Here is a 21075-nt window from a genome sequence, read left to right as displayed (position 1 = left end):
TTTCTGAACTGGGAGCACTATCAAGCAACCTTGCGTCTCAGAATGCTGGGAACGTGAGGTACGCTACGCACGACCCTGACCGGCAAAAGCCGCAGGATTTCCTTGGCAAGCGACTGGGCGTTTTCTTTTGCCTTGTCGAGATTGCTTACCTTGAGTGGATCGAGACCCGAGAGCGTACCGCCGTAATCGAAAATGTCGCGATACGCCGCACGCTCGGCAATCGCTGTGTCGAGCACGCGCACGTTTTTGGTCGCCAGAAGACCTTTGACCAACAGCAACGAACGTGTGGTGATCATCGCATTGACGCGCGTCAGCACAACCGAATGATTAATCTTTCTGCCGGTCTTTTCGGTGAGGAATTCAATCAGTTCCAGAACCTGCGCGCCGCCGCGCGCATCCATCGCACAGCCTTGAATGGGAATAACGACATGGTCAGATATGCCAAGCGCCATCGTCAGCAACGGGCTGCGAGTGCCAGGCATATCAATGATAAAACAGTCCGTATTGGCTTTGTTTTCTCGGATATGGGCCTCAAGCGACGAACTCGTGACGTGCGAAATAACCGAGAGGTTTGGGATATGCCCGGAAAGTTCGTGCCAGCGGGAGATCCAGTGCTGCGGATCGGCATCAAGGATGGTGACGCGATGGCCCATGCGGGCAAGTTCGGTTGAGAGCAGAAGCACGGCGGTGGTTTTACCGGCGCCGCCTTTGGTATTTGCGAATGTAATGACTGGCATGGAGCCCTCGAAGTGATGCAGAGCCTAATTTCATCGCTCCTGAAGGCACCTCACGCTCATGGTGCCAGCCCATATTCTTAACGATTATGGTTAATGAACCGGAAATTTTGGAAAGATTGTAAATTTGCCAAAACGCAAGATCATCGGCTGCAATAATCAGAGAGAAAACATGTAACACATTGTTCCATCGAGATTTTTCGAGGCATAACACGACAAAGGGCCGTATAGAAATTTTCCTATACGGCCCTCATATTCCAACCGCGAAATGCAGTATCGATGCCTTAAAGGTTCAGAATGCGCTCGCCTGTTTTATGCCTGCTTGCGGCAAGACCCGACATCTGAGGCGCGTAACCGTCCGGCCTTCAGGTCTTCATATTGCGGCAGGCTGGCATCCGGCCCTCCGATATTGGCCTCGTAGGTTCCACGATCAATGCTGATTGTGCGACCGCTACTGGTAAAGCCGATCATGCCCTCTTTACCGGAATAGGCCACGCCAACCTTCATTTCGCAGAAGTAGCGTGTCCCGCTTTTCATAAAGGTCCAGCCCCAGATACCTGCCTTGTTTTTGGCAAGTGGTCCGACTGCATAACCCTGTCCTGTCAGGCTTTTGAAGCTCTCTGCTTGCGCACCGGCTGGCAGACAAAAAAGCGCCACTGCAATCAGTGGCGCAAAAGTAGAGTGTTTGAACATTATGAATTTGGCTTTCAGAAGCAGTCTTCGAACAGTTTTTTGGTGTTTTCCAGTGTCATCGGCACCGGATTACCGCCGCAGCTTGGGTCCTTGATGGCTTCGGCTGTCAGCTCATCAATCCGGTCTGGCTTGATGCCCATTGCCGTCAGATTTTCTGGCACACCCAGCTCTTTGCGAAGCTCAAGAACGTAATTGTAGAAACCGTCAAAGCCACCCTCAATGCCGAGATAGGCTGCCGCGCGAGCAATCTTGTCTTCAATGGCGGGGCGATTGAAGCGCAGCACCGCCGGCATCACCACCGCATTGGTCATGCCGTGGTGGGTGTTGTAGACAGCACCGATAGGGTGCGACAGCGAATGGATGGCACCAAGCCCCTTCTGGAAAGCAACAGCGCCCATGGCAGCAGCAGCCATCATATTGGTGCGGGCTTCGATATCGCTGCCATCCTTGTAAGCGCGTGGCAGATATTCCTTCACCAGACGCAGACCTTCCAGCGCAATGCCTTGGCTCATTGGATGAAAGAACGGTGACGAATAGGCCTCAAGGCAATGAGCAAAGGCATCCATGCCGGTACCGGCGGTAATCATCTTCGGCATACCGACCGTCAGTTCCGGATCGCAGATAACAACGCCGGGCAAGAACTTCGGATGGAAGATGATCTTCTTCACATGGGTCTTGGAGTTGGTGATAACGCTGGCGCGCCCGACTTCTGAGCCGGTGCCTGCTGTGGTCGGCACGGCAACGATCGGGGCGATGCCTTCTACATTGGCACGTGTCCACCAGTCGTCAACATCTTCGAAGTCCCATACCGGTCGGGTCTGGCCAGCCATGAAGGCGACCGCCTTGCCAAGATCAAGGCCGGAGCCGCCACCAAAGGCAACAACGCCGTCATGACCACCGTCCTTAAACGCCTTTACACCGGCTTCAAGATTGATTTCATTCGGGTTTGGGTCAACTTCGGCAAAGATTGCACGACCAAGACCTGCCTGCTCCAGAACATCCAGCGCATGGCCGGTAATTGCCATGCTTGCCAGACCACGGTCGGTTACCAGCAGCGGCTTCTTGATGCCCAGTGTCTTGCAGGCATCCGCAAGTTCCTTGATCCGTCCACGGCCCAGCTTGACTGCGGTCGGATAGCTCCAGTTCGCGACAATATTCATTTCGTGACTTTCTTCAGATGGTAGGACTTTGGACGGGTAAGGTTCTGGAAACCGATGACGGACAGCGAACCGCCACGACCGGTTTCCTTCACGCCGGTCCAGCACAGTGCAGGATCGAGGTAGTCGGCCCGGTTCATGAAAACGGTGCCGGTTTCAATCTCGCGACCAATCCGCCCTGCCCTTGCCGGGTCTTGCGTCCACAGGGATGCGGTCAGTCCGTATTTGCTGTCATTCATCAGTGCGATGGCTTCGTCGTCATTCTTGACCTTCATGATGCCGACGGCAGGACCAAAGGTCTCCTCGGTCATGAACTCCATGGAGTGATCGACATTGACCAGGATCTGCGGCGCGACATAGGCGCTTTCACCATCATCGGCAGCAAATAGCTTTGCATCGACCAGCGGCTTTGCACCCTTGGCAACCGCATCGGCAATCTGCTGGCGCACCACCTTGGCAAAACGCTTGTTGGCCATCGGTCCCAGCGTTGTTTCCTGCTCCAGCGGGTTTCCGAGTTTGTAATTGGACACCCAGGCAACGGACTTTTCGACAAACGCATCGTAAAGCGCTTCATTGACATAGATACGTTCGATCCCGCAGCAGCACTGGCCCGAATTATAGGTCGCTCCATCCATCAGCGTATCGACCGCTGCGTCAAGATCGGCATCTTCCATGACATAACCGGGGTCCTTGCCGCCAAGCTCCAGACCAAGGCCGGTAAAGGTGCCAGCCGCAGCGCGCTCGATGGAACGTCCGCCTTCAACAGAACCGGTAAAGTTGACGAAGTTGAACAGTCCTTCGGAAATCAGGGCAGACGTGGTGCCGTGATCCAGAAACACATTGATAAACACGTCTTCGGGTACACCCGCCTCGACAAAGGCACGTACCATGCGCTCACCCACCAGCAGGGTCTGGGCGGCATGTTTGATCACGATCGTGTTGCCTGCCATCAGAGCCGGCGCAACCGTGTTGATCGCAGTCATGTAAGGGTAGTTCCATGGTGCGATAACAAACACGACACCATGTGGTTCGCGCTCAATGCGACGTTCGAAATTGCCGCTTTCTTCGATCACCAGCGGCGCCAAAGCATCAGCCGCAATCGAGGCGACGTAATTGGAGCGCTCGTTGAAACCTTTGAACTCACCACCATAACGTACGGGGCGGCCCATCATATGTGCCAGTTCCGGCACCACCTCACCGACCATTTCATTGAGGCGTGCCACGCCCTTCAGCACCAGTTGCACACGGTCCTCAAGCGGACGCCGCGCCCAATCCTTCTGGGCCTTGCGTGCTTTGGCAACGGCAGCTCGTGCCGCGTCCAGCGACAGCGCCTCGCGTTCGGCATACACCGAACCGTCAATGGGTGAGATATTCTGGATCATAACCACGATCGTTTTCCTGTGTTAACGGAATGACGCAAACCATTGTTTTCGTCGCTCCATATTCTTGTCTTTTAACACCGGACCGAAACCGCATGTCACGGCTCGACCCAGTGTTGCTTATGCTCGCTCAAAACCGCGTGCGACCTCCCAGTCGGTCACGCGACGGTCGTATTCTTCCTGTTCCCACTCGGCAGCGCGCACATAGTGGTCAATCACCTCATCGCCAAAAGCAGACCGCAACATGGCAGATGATTTCAATTCCGCAGTTGCCGCGCGAAGGGTGTGTGGAATTTCCCGCACCTCTTTCGCACCGTAAGCATCTCCTACGAAAGCAGGCTCCAATTCAAGTTTCTTCTCAATGCCATCAATGCCTGCGGCAATCAGCGCCGCCATGGCGAGATACGGATTGAGATCGGAACCACCCACCCGGCACTCGACGCGGATCGCCTTGCTGCCTTCACCGCACAGGCGATACCCTGCCGTGCGGTTGTCCTTGCTCCAGATGGCCTTGGTTGGTGCAAACGTACCAGCCATGAACCGCTTGTAGGAGTTGATATAGGGCGCAAGGAAATAGGTAATCTCGCTGGCATGCGCCAACAGACCCGCCATGTAATGCTTCATTGTGTCAGACATGCCATGCTCTCCCCCCTTGTCGAAGAAGGCTGGCGTCTTGCCGTCAAGGCTCCAAAGGGACTGGTGAATATGTGACGAACTGCCGGCGGAATTATAATTCCACTTGGCAAGGAAGGTGATGGCCTTGCCCTTGGACCAGGCAATTTCCTTGGCAGCATTTTTGATGATCGAATGGCGGTCAGCCATGGTCAGCGCATCGGCATACCGCACGTTGATTTCTTCCTGGCCGGGCGATGCCTCACCCTTGGAGTTTTCCACCGGAATGCCTGCTCCCTGCAGGCCCTTGCGCAGCGCGCGCATTACATCTTCTTCCTTGGTGGTCTGGAAGATGTGGTAATCCTCGTTGTAACCGCTGGCGAGGTGCAGGTTGCGATATCCGCTTTCACGCGCCGCATCATAGGTCTGGTCGAATAGGAAAAACTCCAGCTCCGTTGCCATGAAGGGCTTCAACCCCATCTCGGCCAGTCGCGCCACCTGCTTTTTGAGGATGGCACGCGGTGAATGCGGCACCTCTGCATGAGTGTGATGATCCAGCACGTCGCACAGTACCAGTGCCGTACCTTCCAGCCATGGCACGCGCCGCAGCGTCGAGAGGTCAGGCTTCATGGTATAATCGCCATATCCCTTTTCCCAGCTTGTCGCCTTGTAGCCGGCAACAGTCTCCATCTCCATGTCGGTCGCCAGCAGGTAGTTGCAGCTGTGCGTTTCTTCATGGGCACTTTCCACGAAAAATTCCGCCTGAAAACGCTTGCCCATCAGGCGGCCCTGCATATCAACCAGACATGCCAGCACAGTATCGATACGCCCTTCGGTCACGTCTTTTTTCAGTTCATCGAATGTATAGGTGGCGGTCATTTTTTATCTGATCCCTCAATCGAAAGGAGACGGCCCGAATTGTGGGCCGTCCGTTTCTTTTTATTGGCGTGCGTTAAGCACGCGTAGCGGCCTGCTTGTGCTCCAGAGCAAACTCTTCTTCCGGAGACAGGATCAGACGATGACGGCCGACCAGTGCGAAGTAAGCAATGGCAACGGCAAACCATACGGCCACCCAGACAACACCCTTTGAGAAGTTAGGGTCCTGAACCTGATACAGCAGAGTTACGACAGCAATGATGATGGTCAGCACTGCGCCTGGAATACCGACGGGAGAACGGAATGGCCGTTCAATGTTCGGCAGATTGCGGCGAAGCATGATGAACGAGATCGCCTGCATGATGTAGGAGAACATCGCACCAAACACCGCCATGTTCAGCAGCACGCTGCCAATGATGCTGCCACCCTGGTCTGCGCCCAGCGAGAACCAGATTACCAACATGACGCTGAGGCCGACGAGAGCACCGGTCAGCATTGCAACATGTGGGGTTTTGAATTTCGGGTGGGTGACAGAAAGTGCTGTAGGGAAATATCCGGCACGCGACAGCGAATAGATCTGGCGTCCCTGCGCATAAAGGATCGTATGGAAGCTGGCGATCAGACCGGTCAAGGCAACGAGACCGAGCAGAACCACGCCACCGTCACCATAGACGGCCTTAAAACCATCCAGCAGCGGCTCAAGCGACGAACCGAGATGGAAGGCACCCACGCCTGGCAGCGATGGGTTGAGCAGCACAATCATGAATGCCGAAATCATTAGCGTGATAATGCCGAGAATGATGCCCTTCGGCATATCACGCTTTGGATCAACGGATTCCTCGGCCGTCAGCGGCAACTGTTCGATGGCAAGGAACAACCAAACGGCAAATGGCAGCGTGGCCAGAACACCGGAAAAACCGAATGGGAAGAATGATCCATTGCCCTCTGGCAGTTCAACCGCAGCGCCATCAGGCCCGACGCCGATGTTCAATGCCCAACGCGAAAAGTCCATGTTCGGAATGGCGCTGATCCAGAAGAACACCAGAACACCGAGCGAAATCAGCGTGATGACCAGCGTTACCTTGAAGGAAAGCTCAAGCCCGAAAATGTTGAGAGCAAGAAAGATCACGTAGAACAAGACCCATAAGAAGGGTGAATAGACGGGATCAAGCCCAAGGATTGAGTTCACATAGGCCGTGATGAAAGTCACGATAACGGCGGGGGTGAGAACATATTCGACGTTCTCACAAAGGCCGGTGATAAAACCGCCCCACGGACCCATGGCTGTGCGGGCAAAGGAATAGGCCGCACCCGTATGCGGCAGCGCCGGGCTCATTTCAGCAATGGAAAGAGTAAGGCCGAGATACATGACCGCGATAATTATGCCCGCGACGAGCATGCCACCCCACCCGCCGGTAGAAAACCCGAAGTTCCAGCCGGAAAAATGCCCTGAAATAACCGCGCCAACCCCAAGTGACCAAAGTGACCACACACCGGCGTAGCGTGAAAGTCCTCGTTTTTCGAAATAGGAAGCGTCTGCTTTTTTATAGCTGACGCCTGCTGATGAACTGTCCATGCTCTTCTCTCCTGAAAAAGAAAAAACAGGCAGTCAGCCGGAATGGCCGATTTTGCCCCAGTTGATCGGGTGCGTTCGGAACGATTGATCCGCTAGCGCCCATGCGCATTTACTGTTCCCCTGCAGCACTTCGCGCCTTTTCGGCTGTCTGAACGTGCGGCAGTATTTCCAATATTCTTATTGCGAGTGCGGATCTTTGCCCGCCATCTCCCCAGATTGTTTCATCGTGCCAACGATGACAGTGCCTGTTTCACAAGTCTCGCCACAAAATCCGCGGCAGCTTCCTGCTCCTTTTCATCCCTGATGAGATCGTTGCGAATTTCGATCATCACGTTGAGCAAACCTTCCGGCAGTGCGTGCAGACGCAATGTGTGCGTCACGCCATCTTCCGGTCCGTAAGGCTGGTTTCTTTCCACCTGATAGGATTTACCCCCTTCAGGAGAATCACTGTTTGCCGCCGCCAGCATTCCGTCGGCCAGACGGCTGTCGACGTCATGAAGAATGCCGACCTGAACCTCACGGAGCTGGCCGTAATAAACAGGCGTGAAGCTGTGAATGGTCACGATGACGGGCTGACGCCCCTGCACCAGACGGGCGGCAATAATGTCATCCACTTTCTCGTGAAACGGCATGTAAACCGCCGATGTGCGGGCAAAACGCTCGGCATCGGAAATCTGCCGATTACCCGGTATTTCATAAATCTCGCTGGAAGACGGCATTGCTGCCAAGGATTCCGGCGGGCGGTTGCAGTCGTAGATCAGTCGTGAATATCGTTGATAAACAAGGGTTGCATCAAGCTTGTCCACCAGCAGTCTGGAGACCGCCAGTGCGCCTGGGTCCCAGGCAATGTGGCTGGACAGCACATTGGCATCCAAGCCCAGCGTGCCAAAATACTCCGGAATTTCCCGTGACGCATGTTCGCAGATCAATAGCACATCACCGACGGCATCCGCGTTTTCCACGGCGACAGTGTCACCCTCAGCATCAGTGAAAAACCGTGAACGCAAAGTCATGCAAAGAACCCCGCCAGATCATGCCACGTCCCCACGCAGCAAGAAAAGAATTCTTCACCATTCACATTCTGTCAATGAAATTCTGAAAAAATCTTTTCAAGTTTTCGATTGACTCCCCCAACATCCCCATTGTTAATCTGCAAATCCAGACCGGCAAAAAGACCGGAGGGGGAACAATTTGCAAAGTGCAGCGGCAACCGTATCGGATGTCATCCATAGCCATTATGAAAACCTGACGAGAGCTGAAAAACAGCTCGCGGAAAGCCTGCTTGCCAACTACCCCGTCTCAGGACTGGGCAGCATAACCACGGTCGCGGAAAACGCTGGCGTCTCCACGCCAACCGTCGTGCGCATGGTGCAGAAGCTTGGCTTCAAGGGATATCCGGAATTTCAGGCAAGGTTGCATCAGGAACTGGAAGCAACGATTTCCGGCCCGATTGCCAAACATGACCGCTGGGCATCCAATGCGCCTGGCCTGCACATTCTCAACCGCTTCGCCGATGCCATTACCAGCAATCTGCGCGACACGTTGAGCGATCTCGACACCGCCTCCTTCGACAATGCCGCTGCGCTGCTCGCCGACCGTAAGCGCAGCCTCTATTTCGTGGGTGGCCGCATCACCGGATCGATCGCGGAATATTTCTTCACCCATATGCAGGTCATCCGCCCGAAAACGACGCTGATGTCGTCCAACTCCAGTTCATGGCCGCAATATATGCTGAACATGAGCGCCGGTGACGTGCTGGTGATCTTCGACATCAGGCGTTACGAACATGACATGGCGACCCTTGCAGAGGTTGCCCATGCCAATGGCGTCAGCATTCTGCTGTTTACCGACCAATGGACCTCCCCTGTCGCAAAACATGCACTGCATACATTTAGGGTGCGGATCGAAGCGCCGTCCGCGTGGGATTCGTCCGTTGTTACCCTGTTCGTTGTTGAAGCCCTGATCGAAGCCGTTCAGAGCCGCTCATGGGATGAAACAAAGGAACGCATGAACGCGCTGGAAGGACTTTTCGAGCAGACACGTCTGTTCCGCAGACCCGACAGAACATGAACATCAGTCAGAATGCATATTCCTTGACGAAAATTGCATCTGCTGCTTGGATAACCTTACAACGCTTCCGGCGCGTGATGGGGAGAACATAAGCCGGAATAGACGCCTTGAAATTTTTCACTGAACAAAAAAATATTTTTCCGCTCCATGGGTTGCAACAAAACGCAAAGATGGCGGAAAAAAGGCGAAAAGCGGCGGAATCCGGATAAGGGCAACGCAATCTGATCGTCACATTAAGTTCACGTAACGGAAGTATCAGCGTCCGCCGACGCCTGAGAAACACGAAGAGGAGAAAAAAGTGATCTCTAACAGCCGCCGCCTGCTAGCACTGTCTACAGCCATTGTGATCGCCTCCACGGCCGTCGCATCTGCTCAGCCAAGTGCAGAACTCATCGAAGCAGCCAAGAAGGAAGGCATGCTCACTACCGTCGCCCTGCCACACGACTGGTGTGGTTATGGCGATGTCATCGCAGCCTTCAAAGCCAAGTATCCAGAGATCACCGTCAACGAACTGAACCCAGACGCCGGTTCCGCTGACGAAATCGAAGCCATCAAGGCAAACAAGGACAACAAGGGTCCGCAGGCTCCTGACGTTATCGACGTCGGTCTGGCTTTCGGTCCACAGGCAAAGGCTGAAGGGCTGTTGCAGCCTTACAAGGTCTCCACCTGGGACGAAATTCCAAATGAAGTTAAGGATGCCGAAGGCTATTGGTACGGCGACTACTACGGTGTTATGTCCATCATGGTGAACAAGGATCTCGTATCCAACGTTCCAACCGACTGGGCTGATTTGCTGAAGCCGGAATATGCTGGCCAGGTTGCTCTTGCTGGTGACCCACGTGCTTCCAACCAGGCTATCCTCAGCGTTCTGGCTGCTGGTCTTGCGTCCGACGCCAAGTCTGGCAAGGACGCCGGAGAAGCTGGCCTGAAGTACTTTGCAGAACTCAACAAGGCTGGCAACTTCGTACCAGTTATCGGCAAGGCCGGTACGCTGGCACAGGGCGCAACCCCGATCGTCATCGCGTGGGACTACAATGCTCTGTCCTGGGCAAAGACACTGAATGGCAACCCTCCGACAGAAGTTGTCGTTCCTGCCAAGGGCGTTCTGGCTGGCGTTTACGTACAGGGTATCTCGGCTTACGCGCCACACCCGAACGCTGCCAAGCTCTGGATGGAACACCTGTATTCTGACGAAGGTCAGCTCGGCTGGTTGAAGGGCTTCTGCCACCCGATCCGCTTCAATGCGATGGCAAAGGCCAACAAGATCCCACAGGATCTGCTTGATGCCCTGCCACCAGCAGCTGCTTACGAAAAGGCATACTTCCCGACCCTTCAGGAAGTTGACGACAACAAAGCCGCTGTAACAGCTGGCTGGGATAGCGTTGTCGGCGCAAACGTTCAGTAAGCATTGATACAAGCCGCCCCGGCCATTGCGTGCTGGGGCGGTTTTTATAAAATTGAAGCAAGAGACCGCATCAACTGCGGCGTTTGGGGCACACGGCATGTCATCAGCCAACACTGGCGCGACCCGGCAGACAAGCAAGCGACCTCGTCTTCCGCTTGATTGGCTGGGCGTTGTTCCTTTTCTTATATTTGTTGTTCTTTTCCTTTTTTTGCCGACGATGAAAATCGTCATTGGCGCTTTTCAAAATCCTGATGGCAGTTTTACACTGGACAATATCAAGGGTCTGTACACGCCCTCGATTATCGCCGCCTACTGGATTTCCATCAAAATCAGCATCGCCTCGGCCCTTCTCGGCTGCCTGATCGGTTTTGGTGTGGCCGCAGCCGTTGTGCTGGGTGGCCTGCCCAACTGGATCCGTAGCCCGCTGCTGACCTTTTCCGGTGTTGCCTCGCAGTTTGCCGGTGTGCCACTGGCCTTCGCCTTCATCGCCACACTCGGCCCTGTTGGTCTCGTCACGGTTTTCCTGAAAACACAGCTTGGTCTTGACCTACGCCTGATGGGCTTCAACCTGCTGTCGTTCTGGGGCCTGACCATCACCTATCTGTTCTTCCAGATCCCGCTGATGATCCTCATCATCACCCCTGCCCTGGATGGTTTGAAGCGCGAATGGCGCGAAGCCGCCGAAATCCTCGGCGCCAGCGGTTTCCAATACTGGCGCATGGTTGCATTCCCCATCCTGCTGCCATCCATTCTCGGCACCATGTCGCTGCTGTTTGCCAACGCCTTTGGCGCTGTTGCAACCGCTATCGCATTGACCGGTTCATCGCTCAGCATTGTGCCCATTCTGCTTTTTGCGCAGATCCGTGGCGACGTTCTCGGTAACCCGCATTTGGGTTACGCACTTGCATTCGGCATGATCGTACTGACCGGCATTGCCAACGCGCTTTATATCTGGCTGCGCGCCCGCAGTGAAAGGTGGCTGAAATGAAGCGTATTTTTGCCTGGGGTGCGCTGGTTTTCGGCATTCTATATTTTGCCCTGCCGTTGATCGGCATGACAAACTTCTCCATGAAAATGCGACGCGGCGAATATTCATTCGACGCTTACGCCAAGGTGCTTGGCGATCCGCGTTTTCAGGAAACCTTCAGCTACTCTGTGATGATGGCGCTTTTCACCATCGTGTTCGGCGTGTTGCTGGTGGTTCCTACTGCCTACTGGGTGCGTCTTAAACTGCCAGCGCTTCGCCCTTACGTCGAATTCGTCACGCTGCTGCCACTGGTTATTCCAGCCATCGTTATCGTGTTCGGTTACATCCGCCTTTACAACACCTCGAGCTGGCTGCCGCTGACCGGTTCTGCCTTCGGCACCGACCTGTTGTTGATGTTCGGATATGCAATACTTGCTTTGCCCTACATGTATCGTGCCGTCGATACGGGTCTGCGTACCATCGATATCGGCACACTGACTGAAGCCGCCCAGAGCCTGGGTGCGGGATGGTTTACCATCCTGTCGCGCATCATCCTGCCAAACGTGCTCGTTGCCGTCCTGTCAGGCGCATTCCTGACCTTTGCCATCGTCATTGGTGAATTCACCATGGCAGCGCTTTTGAACCGCCCCGCCTTCGGACCTTACATGCAGTTGCTCGGCGCCAACCGCGCTTATGAGCCTGCCGCCCTTGCCGTGATTTCCTTCGGCATTACATGGGGTTGCCTTGGTCTGATCCAACTCGTCTCACGCTACCAGAAGGGCGCGCCTCCAAAGGCCTGAGGAAGATTTTATGAGCTTTTTGACACTTCAGAACATTAAAAAATCTTTTGGCCCGGTGCAGGTCGTCCATGACTTCAACATGGCGATCGAAAAAGGTGAGTTCATCTCGTTCCTCGGCCCATCGGGATGCGGCAAGACCACCATCCTGCGCATGATCGCCGGTTTCGAGACACCCAGCGACGGTGACATCGTCATCAACGGTCGCAACCAGACGACATTGCGGCCAAACCAACGCAACATTGGCATGGTGTTTCAGGCCTACGCCCTGTTTCCAAACATGAACGTGTTTGAAAACGTCGCATTCGGCCTCAAGGTCGCCGGCAAGCCAAAGAGCGAGATCGACGCACGCGTCAAGGAAATGCTGGCGCTCATTCACCTCGAACATCTGGCAGACCGTTACCCCTATCAGATGTCCGGTGGTCAGCAGCAGCGTGTTGCCTTGGCCCGTGCTCTTGCGCCAAAGCCGGAAGTGCTGCTGCTCGACGAACCGCTCTCGGCTCTCGACGCCAAGATCCGCGTGTCGCTGCGTGAAGAAATTCGCCAGATCCAGCGTCAGCTAGGCATCACCACCATTTTCGTGACCCACGATCAGGAAGAGGCCTTGTCGATTTCCGACCGCATCGTGGTGATGAATGCCGGCCGTGCAGACCAGATCGGCACGCCGTTTGAGGTTTACAACAAGCCGGAAACCCGCTTTGTGGCATCCTTCGTCGGCACGCTCAATATCCTTGAGGCAACGGTGGTTGATCCGGCCAGCGCCACGGTCAAGATCGGCGAAACGACACTGAAGTTGGCAGAACCAATTGCCACTCACAAACAGGGCGATAAGATTTCGCTCGCGCTTCGCCCGGAAGCAGGAACGCTGTCTGCATCGGAAAACAAGGACTCGTCGATTTCCGGAAAGGTGCTAAGCAGCAACTTCCTTGGCTCGGTCATCCGTACGCGTCTGGATGTCGCCGGTCACAAAATCTCGTTCGACATGTTCAATAATCCCGGCATGCAGCCACCAGAACATGATTCTGTCGTGACCTTGTATTTCGACGCACGCGACCTTCTCGTTATCCGCGAGTAGGAAATACAATCGATTTAAACTGGCTTTACGCCGCTTTTGTCCACCGTCGGGCAAAAGCGGCCAGAAACTGCTTGTAATCCCCCTGACGATACCGCATTCAACCGCCCGGACAGTGAGTTTCAGACAATCCGCCCATGGCACCATGCGCCGGACAGTCTCCTCAATGTTGTATGCGCAATCCATTGCCATGACATAATTCAAACGAGCGGCGGGTTGCGTGGGGTCACCTACGAAGAGAACGGCATCATTATGTCTCCCACCACGACACCGGCGGCTGCCCGCCCCCTGAATTCACAGGATTACCGTACACTCGGCCTGTCCGCCCTTGGCGGCGCGCTTGAATTTTACGATTTCATCATTTTCGTCTTTTTCGCCACCGTCATCGGCCACCTGTTCTTCCCGGCCGACATGTCGGACTCGGTGATCATGATCCAGACCTTCGGTATTTTTGCCGCCGGTTATCTGATCCGACCGATCGGTGGCATCGTACTTGCCCATTTCGGTGACCGTTATGGCCGCAAGCGTGTGTTTGCTTTCTCCATTCTGCTGATGGCGCTTTCCACGCTCGGCATGGCGCTGATGCCAACCTATGCATCAATTGGCATTGCGGCACCGATCATGCTGGTTATCCTGCGCATGTTGCAGGGTGCTGCCATTGGTGGCGAAGTACCGGGCGCCTGGACATTCGTGTCTGAACACGTGCCATTCCGCCGTGTTGGCCTCGCCTGCGGTTTCTTGACCTCCGGTCTGTCGCTCGGCATCATGCTAGGTTCGCTCATCGCGACCGCCATCAACAGCATTTTCACGCCTGAGGAAGTTGCCGCTTACGCTTGGCGCATTCCGTTCTTCATTGGTGGCATCTTCGGCCTCGTTGCCGTTTACCTGCGCCGTTGGCTCGAGGAGACCCCGATCTTCAACGAGATGAAGAAGTCGAAGTCGCTGTCGCGCGACCTGCCACTTGGCACCGTTTTGAAGAACCACAGACGCGGCGTCATCATTTCTGCCCTGCTGACCTGGGTTCTGTCTGCGGCAATCGTCGTCACGACACTGATGACCGCTACTTTCCTGCAGAAGCTTTATGGCTACTCGGCGCTTGAGTCACTGGCTGCCACCAGCTTTGGAACGCTATTCCTGATCATCGGTGTCATTCTGGCCGGTGCACTGGTCGACAAGATCGGCAGTGGCCGTTTCTTCATGGGCGCCAGCGTGTTTTTCGGTATTGCGACTTTCACGTTCTACAGCTTTGCCGGTATCTCGCTCACCGCCCTGTTCGGCCTTTACGCGGTTATGGGCTTCTCGGTCGGCATCGTCGGCGCAGTACCATACGTGATGGTCCGTGCCTTCCCGGCATCGGTGCGTTTCTCCGGCATGTCCTTCGCCTACAATGTCTCCTACGCGATCTTTGGCGGCCTGACACCAGTTGCCGTCACTACCGCGCTCGCCTACACCCCGATGGCTCACGCCTGGTATCTGGTGTTCATCGCCGTTCTGGCCTTTGCCATTGGTGTCTACCTGCATCTGCGTGGTGACGAGGTGGAAAGCCATGTCGGCATCGAGGAACTGGAAACACTGCGCGCCTGACAAGGCCGCCGCCTCGCCGTCCCAAAGGGCGGGGCCGACACAGTCTTTGAGGCAACAAAAAAGGCGCGAAGTTTTTCGCGCCTTTTTCTTTTCCTTCAATGCCTTGTCGATAAAACCGGACTCAGATCTTCAACGGCCTGACGCAAACTCTCAGGCCGCATTTTCCACGTCGTCGTCGCCATTGGTCGGCACATAGTTCAGCACCGGTCCAAGCCAACGCTCAACCTCGACAACCGGCATGCCCTTGCGCGCCGCATAGTCGTGAACCTGATCGCGCTCTACCTTGGCAACGCCGAAATAGTAGCTTTCAGGATGGCCGATATAGATGCCGGACACGGAAGAACCCGGCCACATGGCGTAGCTCTCGGTCAACTCGACACCGGCGGCATTTGTCGCGTCCAAAAGTTCGAACAGCGTTTTCTTTTCGGTGTGATCCGGCTGGGCAGGATAACCCGGCGCCGGGCGAATACCGGCATAGGCTTCACCGACCAGATCTTCATTGCTGAGGCTCTCGTCCTTGGCATATCCCCAGAACTCCTTGCGCACACGTTCATGCATGCACTCGGCAAAGGCTTCGGCAAAACGGTCTGCCAGCGCCTTTACGAGAATGGACGAATAGTCGTCGTTGGCGCGCTCAAACCGTTCGGCAATCGCCACTTCCTCGATACCAGCCGTGACAACGAAACCGCCGACATAGTCCTCAACGCCGCTGTCCTTTGGTGCCACGAAGTCAGATAGCGCCACATTCGGACGACCGTCGCGCTTGGACAACTGCTGACGCAGAGTGAAGAACGTCGCCAATTCCTCCGCGCGGCTTTCATCGGTAAACAAGCGGATATCGTCACCAACAGTATTGGCAGGCCAGAAACCGATAACAGCCCGCGGACGGAACCACTTCTCATCAATGATCTTCTTGAGCATGGCTTGTGCGTCAGCATAAAGCTGGCGTGCGGCCTCACCCTGCTTTTCATCGTCGAGGATCGCCGGGTAGCGGCCTTTCAGTTCCCATGTCTGGAAGAATGGGGTCCAGTCAATGTAACGCGACAATTCCTCAAGGTCGTAGCTCTCGAACACCTTGGTGCCATAGAACTGCGGTTTGACCGGCTTGTAATCGCTCCAGTCAACCTTGTGGGCATTATCACGGGCACGCTGCAACGGTAGGCGCAACTTCTCACGCTCGTTACGGGCATGGGCTTCGGCAACTTTGGCGTATTCACCGCGAATGCCATCGATATAGGCAGGCTTCTGCTCGTTGGACAGCAACGCCGACACCACGCCTACGGCACGAGAAGCATCGGTGACGTAAATCGCCTGCCCCTTCTCATAACGCGGGTGGATCTTCACGGCCGTGTGCACACGGCTGGTGGTTGCGCCACCGATCAGCAGTGGGATGTCAAAACCCTGCCGCTCCATTTCGGCAGCAACATGCACCATCTCGTCCAGTGACGGCGTGATCAGGCCGGAAAGACCGATGACATCGACCTTTTCAGCAATCGCCGTTTCCAGAATTTTCGAGGTCGGCACCATCACGCCAAGATCTATGATCTCATAGTTGTTACAGGCCAGCACGACGCCGACAATGTTCTTGCCGATGTCGTGTACGTCGCCCTTCACGGTCGCCATCAGCACCTTGCCGGCAGCACTACGTTCAGAACCGCCATTCAGACGCTTCTCTTCTTCCATGTATGGCAACAACACGGCCACGGCCTGTTTCATGACACGGGCGGATTTCACCACCTGCGGCAGGAACATCTTGCCGGCACCAAACAGGTCACCCACCACATTCATGCCGGCCATCAACGGGCCTTCGATAACGTGCAGCGGACGCTCAGCCTTCTGGCGTGCTTCCTCGGTATCGGCATCGATATAATCGGTAATGCCATTGACCAGCGCATGCGACAGGCGCTTTTCAACCGGCAACTCACGCCAGGACAGGTCCTGCACCTTGGCTTCCTTGGCACCAGAACCACGGAAACGTTCTGCAATTTCCAGCAGTCGCTCAGTGGCATCGTCACGACGGTTCAGCACCACGTCTTCACAGGCGTCACGCAGTTCAGCATCGATATTGTCGTAGACAGCCAACTGGCCAGCATTGACGATACCCATGTCCATGCCAACCTGAATCGCGTGATACAGGAACACCGCATGCATGGCTTCGCGCACCGGCTCATTGCCACGGAACGAGAAGGACAGGTTGGAAACACCGCCGGAGATATGTGTCAGCGGCATGGTCTTGCGGATGGTCTCTGTCGCCTGAATGAAGTCGACACCGTAATTATTGTGCTCTTCAATACCGGTTGCCACCGCAAACACGTTCGGATCGAAGATGATGTCTTCCGGCAGCAGACCAGCCTTTTCGGTCAGCAACTTGTAAGCCCGGCTGCAAATCTCGACCTTGCGCTGATAGGTATCGGCCTGGCCAACTTCGTCAAACGCCATGACGACTACGGCAGCACCGTAATTGCGCACCAACCGTGCCTGCTCGAGAAACTTCTCCTCGCCTTCCTTCAGCGAGATGGAGTTGACGATGGACTTGCCCTGAACGCACTTCAGACCAGCTTCGATGATCTCGAATTTCGACGAATCGATCATGACAGGAACGCGGGCAATATCCGGTTCGGCAGCAATCAGGTTCAGGAACTCGACCATGGCCTTCTGGCTGTCGATCAGGCCTTCATCCATGTTGATGTCGATGACCTGCGCACCGTTTTCCACCTGATCGCGGGCAACGGCAAGTGCAGCCGTATAATCACCAGCGGTAATCAGCTTGCGGAAACGGGCAGAGCCGGTCACGTTGGTACGTTCACCGACGTTGACGAAGGGAATGTCTTTGGTTAGCACGAAAGGCTCAAGGCCAGACAGCGACATGAAGGACCTGTGCTCAGGCACCTGGCGCGGCTTGTGGCCCTTTACGGCCTCGGAAATGGCGCGGATATGGTCAGGCGTCGAACCACAGCAACCGCCGACAATATTGACCAGACCGTCGCGTGCAAAACCTTCAACCTGCTTTGCCATCATCTCAGGCGTTTCGTCATACTGGCCAAATTCGTTTGGCAGGCCAGCATTCGGATAGGCGCAGATGAAGGTATCAGCAACGTCAGACAATTCCTGCAAATGCGGGCGCATGGCGTTGGCACCAAGCGCGCAGTTCAGGCCAATGGTGAAGGGATTTGCGTGACGCACTGAGTTCCAGAACGCCGATGGCGTCTGCCCTGACAGAGTGCGGCCCGAAAGGTCGGTGATCGTACCTGATATCATCACCGGCAGATAAATGCCCTTGGCAGCAAAACGCTCCTGGCAGGCAAAGATCGCCGCCTTCGCGTTCAGCGTGTCGAAGATCGTTTCAATCAGGATGATGTCAGAACCACCATCGATCAGACCATCGATCTGCTCGCCATAGGCAAGACGCAGATCATCGAAGGTCACAGCACGATAACCGGGATTGTTCACATCAGGGGAAATGGATGCGGTACGGTTGGTCGGGCCGATGGCACCAGCCACGAAACGACGCTTGCCATCTTCGCGTTCGGCGCGCTGCGCGGCACGGCGCACGACGGCTGCACCTTCACGGTTCAGGTCATAAACAGCACCTTCCATCTCGTAGTCAGCCTGCGCGATGCTGGTTGACGAGAAGGTATTGGTTTCCAGAATATCGGCGCCGGCAATCGCATAGCGATAATGAATGTCTTCAATCGCACTTGGCTGGGTCAGAATAAGAAGGTCGTTATTGCCCTTCTGATGGCAGGCGCAACCAATGAACCGGTTGCCACGGAAGTCGTCTTCCTCAAATCCCAGCCCCTGGATCTGCGTGCCCATTGCACCATCAAGGATGAGGATACGCTCACGCGCTGCCTGTTGAAGGGCTTTCAGAATTTCTGCGCCATCCTGGCGACCACCTTCTGCGCCGAACACTTCGTCAAACACGGGCACTCTCCTCATTCCAGCTTGCGGTATCGCAAGCATCAACTCACATAAAGATATGTTTATGTCAATATATCTTCAAGGCATAGCTATGGTTTCACATGATGTCGCATCATAAGAGAATGCTCTTCTGCGTGACAGCCAATAGATGAGCAGATATAGCTTTCCCCAACATGGAGGAAGACAATGCCAAAGGCCGAAACACTCTCTGCGAACTGGAGCACCCTGCCCCTGCATAGGCAATGGCTGTTGAAACAGGCGGATGGATTGTATGATTTCTTTCAATATCGTGCCGTCAATCCCAAGGGTGGTTTCTTCGATCTGAACGCCAGTGGCGCGCCTTTGCAGCCGGAAAACCCGGTTCGCGGCATTCACGCCTCTGCCCGGATGGTGCATTGTTTCGCCATTGGCCATTTGCTCGGTCGCCCCGGCTGCGGCGATATCATCGACCATGGCATGACCTATCTCTGGGAAAACCACCGTGACACCCGACATGGCGGTTATTTCTGGCAGGTCGATGACAACGGTCCAGTCGATTCGAGCAAACAGGGTTACGGCCACGCATTCGTACTGCTGGCCGCTTCCTCCGCCAAGGTGGTCGGCCACCCGCTGGCAGATGCCATGCTCGCCGATGTGACCGAGGTTTTGCAGACCCGCTTCTGGGAAGAAAACCACGGCGCAATCAATGAGGAGTTCAACCGCGACTGGTCACCTATCGAAGCATATCGCGGTCAAAACTCCAACATGCACCTAACCGAAGCGCTGATGGCGGCTTATGAGGTGACCGGCGAACGCAGCTATCTCGACAAGGCCGAGCGCATTGCCGACCTCATCATCAACCGCTGCGCGCGCGCGTTGGATTTCCGCGTGCCTGAGCATTTCGATGATAACTGGACGCTGAACAAGGATTATCGCGGCAACGAAATGTTCCGTCCTTCCGGCTCCACTCCCGGCCACTGGCTGGAATGGGCACGCCTCATCCTGCAATTATGGGTGCTGGGAGACCGCAAACACGACTGGATGCCGCTTGCAGCCCAATCCCTGTTCGTACAGTCCATGGCTCTTGGCTGGGACAGACAACAAGGTGGCTTCTTCTATACGCTGGACTGGGACAATGTTCCCGCCAAGACGGAAAAGCTCTGGTGGCCAATGTGTGAGGCAGCCGGTGCTGCCCACTTCCTCAATGAAAATCTGCCGGCTGACGCGTTTTACGAGGACAGCTATCGCAAGATCTGGAGCACCATTTCAAACCGCTTCATCGACCACAAAAATGGCGGCTGGCATGAGGAACTGACCGAAAACCTCGTTCCTGCCAATACACTGTTCCCCGGCAAAGGCGACATTTACCACGCGCTGCAGGCCTGCCTCATTCCGCTATTCCCAGCCGATGGCAGCCTGACCAAGGTTATCACCGAGAAAGGGGCCCGGTTCTGAATTGATTTCAGATCCGCAAACCAACGAAACAGGAAAAACTCTTAATTCTTATGGTTAGCAGCTGTTAAAAATTGAGAGTTTTTTTAATAATTATTCGTATCGATTGCACGACGGGTTGAATTGCAACCCAATACAAAAGGCAACGATATGCGTAAATCTTTTTCAGTTCTTCTGATCGTTACAAGCGCACTTTCAACCAATGCATTTGCCGCCGATCTTTACACACCTGTTCCCGGTGTCACCGACGCGCCGCTGCGCCCGGCTTTTTCATGGCAGGGCGCCTATGTCGGTGGCCAGGCCGGTTACCACTGGGGCAAAGGTTCATTCCAAATGAACGGCATCTCCACCTCTGCTTCCCCTGAAGGGTTGAATGCAGGCGTTTATGCTGGTTACAATTTCGAGATCATGCCGTCCTTCATCCTCGGCCTGGATGCAGACATTGGTTATGATGGCATTCGTTACAACGACAACAATGTTGGCACGACAATTACCGCCGGTCTTGAAAGCTCGATCCGTGCGCGCATGGGTTACGCCTTCGACAGAACCTTGGTCTACGCAGCCGGCGGCTACACCGGCATGAATGCTAAGTTTGAAAATGGCAACTCGACCGCCAAGCAATGGCTGAACGGCTGGACCGTGGGCGCCGGTGTCGATTACGCGCTTGCTGACAACGTCTTCATCCGTGGCGAGTATCGTTATTCCCGATATTCACCTGAAAGCTTCGAATTCCTTGGATCCAACGCGAGGGTTGGTTTTTCCAAACAAACTGTCAAAATCGGCTTTGGCGTAAAATACTGA

16 protein-coding genes are annotated in these 21075 nt (G+C 55.1%); 8 read left to right on the top strand and 8 right to left on the bottom strand.

Annotation, left to right across the window (positions count from 1 at the left end):
• Window positions 1-20: 20 nt before the first annotated feature.
• The 7 genes from IB237_RS09980 to IB237_RS09950 form a co-directional block, all read right to left on the bottom strand.
• Window positions 21-737, bottom strand: a complete 717-nt coding sequence (locus IB237_RS09980) for a ParA family protein (RefSeq protein WP_192488481.1) — start codon at window positions 735-737, stop codon at window positions 21-23.
• 309 nt (window positions 738-1046) lie between these two features.
• Window positions 1047-1427 (bottom strand): hypothetical protein, encoded by a 381-nt coding sequence (locus IB237_RS09975; RefSeq protein ID WP_192488480.1) that lies wholly within the window; start codon window positions 1425-1427, stop codon window positions 1047-1049.
• Window positions 1428-1441: 14 nt separating this feature from the next.
• On the bottom strand, window positions 1442-2587 hold the full coding sequence (locus IB237_RS09970) for an iron-containing alcohol dehydrogenase (protein ID WP_192488479.1): 1146 nt from the start codon (window positions 2585-2587) through the stop codon (window positions 1442-1444).
• Entirely contained in the window at window positions 2584-3972 is a 1389-nt protein-coding gene (locus IB237_RS09965) for an aldehyde dehydrogenase family protein (protein ID WP_192488478.1), read from the bottom strand. The genes IB237_RS09970 and IB237_RS09965 overlap by 4 nt, the downstream gene beginning before the upstream one ends.
• A 111-nt stretch (window positions 3973-4083) precedes the next feature.
• Window positions 4084-5454, bottom strand: a complete 1371-nt coding sequence (locus IB237_RS09960; protein WP_192488477.1) for a glutamine synthetase family protein — start codon at window positions 5452-5454, stop codon at window positions 4084-4086.
• A gap of 73 nt (window positions 5455-5527) precedes the next feature.
• A complete protein-coding gene (locus tag IB237_RS09955; protein ID WP_192488476.1) occupies window positions 5528-7027 on the bottom strand; it encodes an amino acid permease in 1500 nt (499 codons plus the stop codon).
• A gap of 221 nt (window positions 7028-7248) precedes the next feature.
• Window positions 7249-8040 (bottom strand): N-formylglutamate amidohydrolase, encoded by a 792-nt coding sequence (locus IB237_RS09950; protein WP_192488475.1) that lies wholly within the window; start codon window positions 8038-8040, stop codon window positions 7249-7251.
• A 178-nt stretch (window positions 8041-8218) separates the two neighbouring features.
• On the opposite strand from IB237_RS09950, the gene IB237_RS09945 reads away from it, so the two are divergent.
• From IB237_RS09945 to IB237_RS09920, 6 genes are all read left to right on the top strand, one after another.
• Entirely contained in the window at window positions 8219-9097 is an 879-nt protein-coding gene (locus IB237_RS09945; RefSeq protein WP_192488474.1) for a MurR/RpiR family transcriptional regulator, read from the top strand.
• Between the two features lie 298 nt (window positions 9098-9395).
• Window positions 9396-10502, top strand: coding sequence for an ABC transporter substrate-binding protein (locus tag IB237_RS09940; protein WP_192488473.1), 1107 nt, complete (start codon window positions 9396-9398; stop codon window positions 10500-10502).
• A gap of 97 nt (window positions 10503-10599) precedes the next feature.
• A complete protein-coding gene (locus tag IB237_RS09935; RefSeq protein ID WP_192488472.1) occupies window positions 10600-11490 on the top strand; it encodes an ABC transporter permease subunit in 891 nt (296 codons plus the stop codon).
• Window positions 11487-12269: an iron ABC transporter permease gene (locus IB237_RS09930; protein ID WP_192488471.1), complete on the top strand. Its 783-nt coding sequence runs from the start codon at window positions 11487-11489 to the stop codon at window positions 12267-12269. Before IB237_RS09935 ends, IB237_RS09930 begins: the two co-directional genes overlap by 4 nt.
• A 10-nt stretch (window positions 12270-12279) precedes the next feature.
• Window positions 12280-13341: an ABC transporter ATP-binding protein gene (locus tag IB237_RS09925; RefSeq protein ID WP_192488470.1), complete on the top strand. Its 1062-nt coding sequence runs from the start codon at window positions 12280-12282 to the stop codon at window positions 13339-13341.
• A 249-nt stretch (window positions 13342-13590) separates the two neighbouring features.
• Window positions 13591-14922 (top strand): MFS transporter, encoded by a 1332-nt coding sequence (locus tag IB237_RS09920; protein WP_192488469.1) that lies wholly within the window; start codon window positions 13591-13593, stop codon window positions 14920-14922.
• Window positions 14923-15072: 150 nt separating this feature from the next.
• Here the strand turns inward: IB237_RS09920 and metH are convergent, their stop codons facing one another.
• Complete coding sequence (gene metH, locus IB237_RS09915) at window positions 15073-18846, bottom strand: methionine synthase (RefSeq protein WP_192488468.1); 3774 nt, start codon at window positions 18844-18846, stop codon at window positions 15073-15075.
• A 183-nt stretch (window positions 18847-19029) separates the two neighbouring features.
• Here metH and IB237_RS09910 point away from each other — a divergent pair, with 183 nt between their 5' ends.
• Together IB237_RS09910 and IB237_RS09905 are read left to right on the top strand one after the other, a co-directional pair.
• Window positions 19030-20277: an AGE family epimerase/isomerase gene (locus tag IB237_RS09910; RefSeq protein WP_192488467.1), complete on the top strand. Its 1248-nt coding sequence runs from the start codon at window positions 19030-19032 to the stop codon at window positions 20275-20277.
• A 147-nt stretch (window positions 20278-20424) separates the two neighbouring features.
• Window positions 20425-21075, top strand: coding sequence for an outer membrane protein (locus IB237_RS09905; protein ID WP_192488466.1), 651 nt, complete (start codon window positions 20425-20427; stop codon window positions 21073-21075).

Source organism: Agrobacterium sp. AGB01, from assembly GCF_014851585.1.
GTDB lineage: Bacteria > Pseudomonadota > Alphaproteobacteria > Rhizobiales > Rhizobiaceae > Agrobacterium.
The sequence above is the reverse complement of the archived record's forward strand: the minus strand, read 5'-3'. Positions and strand labels throughout refer to the sequence as shown.

What these genes read in the sequence shown, in the direction of transcription:
- IB237_RS09930 (WP_192488471.1), top strand. Translation starts at nt 11,487, where the DNA reads ATGAAGCGTATTTTTGCCTGGGGTGCGCTGGTTTTCGGCATTCTATAT.
- IB237_RS09955 (WP_192488476.1), bottom strand. Translation starts at nt 7,027, where the DNA reads ATGGACAGTTCATCAGCAGGCGTCAGCTATAAAAAAGCAGACGCTTCC.
- IB237_RS09960 (WP_192488477.1), bottom strand. Translation starts at nt 5,454, where the DNA reads ATGACCGCCACCTATACATTCGATGAACTGAAAAAAGACGTGACCGAA.
- IB237_RS09970 (WP_192488479.1), bottom strand. Translation starts at nt 2,587, where the DNA reads ATGAATATTGTCGCGAACTGGAGCTATCCGACCGCAGTCAAGCTGGGC.
- IB237_RS09920 (WP_192488469.1), top strand. Translation starts at nt 13,591, where the DNA reads ATGTCTCCCACCACGACACCGGCGGCTGCCCGCCCCCTGAATTCACAG.
- IB237_RS09925 (WP_192488470.1), top strand. Translation starts at nt 12,280, where the DNA reads ATGAGCTTTTTGACACTTCAGAACATTAAAAAATCTTTTGGCCCGGTG.
- IB237_RS09935 (WP_192488472.1), top strand. Translation starts at nt 10,600, where the DNA reads ATGTCATCAGCCAACACTGGCGCGACCCGGCAGACAAGCAAGCGACCT.
- IB237_RS09975 (WP_192488480.1), bottom strand. Translation starts at nt 1,427, where the DNA reads ATGTTCAAACACTCTACTTTTGCGCCACTGATTGCAGTGGCGCTTTTT.
- IB237_RS09980 (WP_192488481.1), bottom strand. Translation starts at nt 737, where the DNA reads ATGCCAGTCATTACATTCGCAAATACCAAAGGCGGCGCCGGTAAAACC.
- IB237_RS09950 (WP_192488475.1), bottom strand. Translation starts at nt 8,040, where the DNA reads ATGACTTTGCGTTCACGGTTTTTCACTGATGCTGAGGGTGACACTGTC.
- IB237_RS09905 (WP_192488466.1), top strand. Translation starts at nt 20,425, where the DNA reads ATGCGTAAATCTTTTTCAGTTCTTCTGATCGTTACAAGCGCACTTTCA.
- IB237_RS09910 (WP_192488467.1), top strand. Translation starts at nt 19,030, where the DNA reads ATGCCAAAGGCCGAAACACTCTCTGCGAACTGGAGCACCCTGCCCCTG.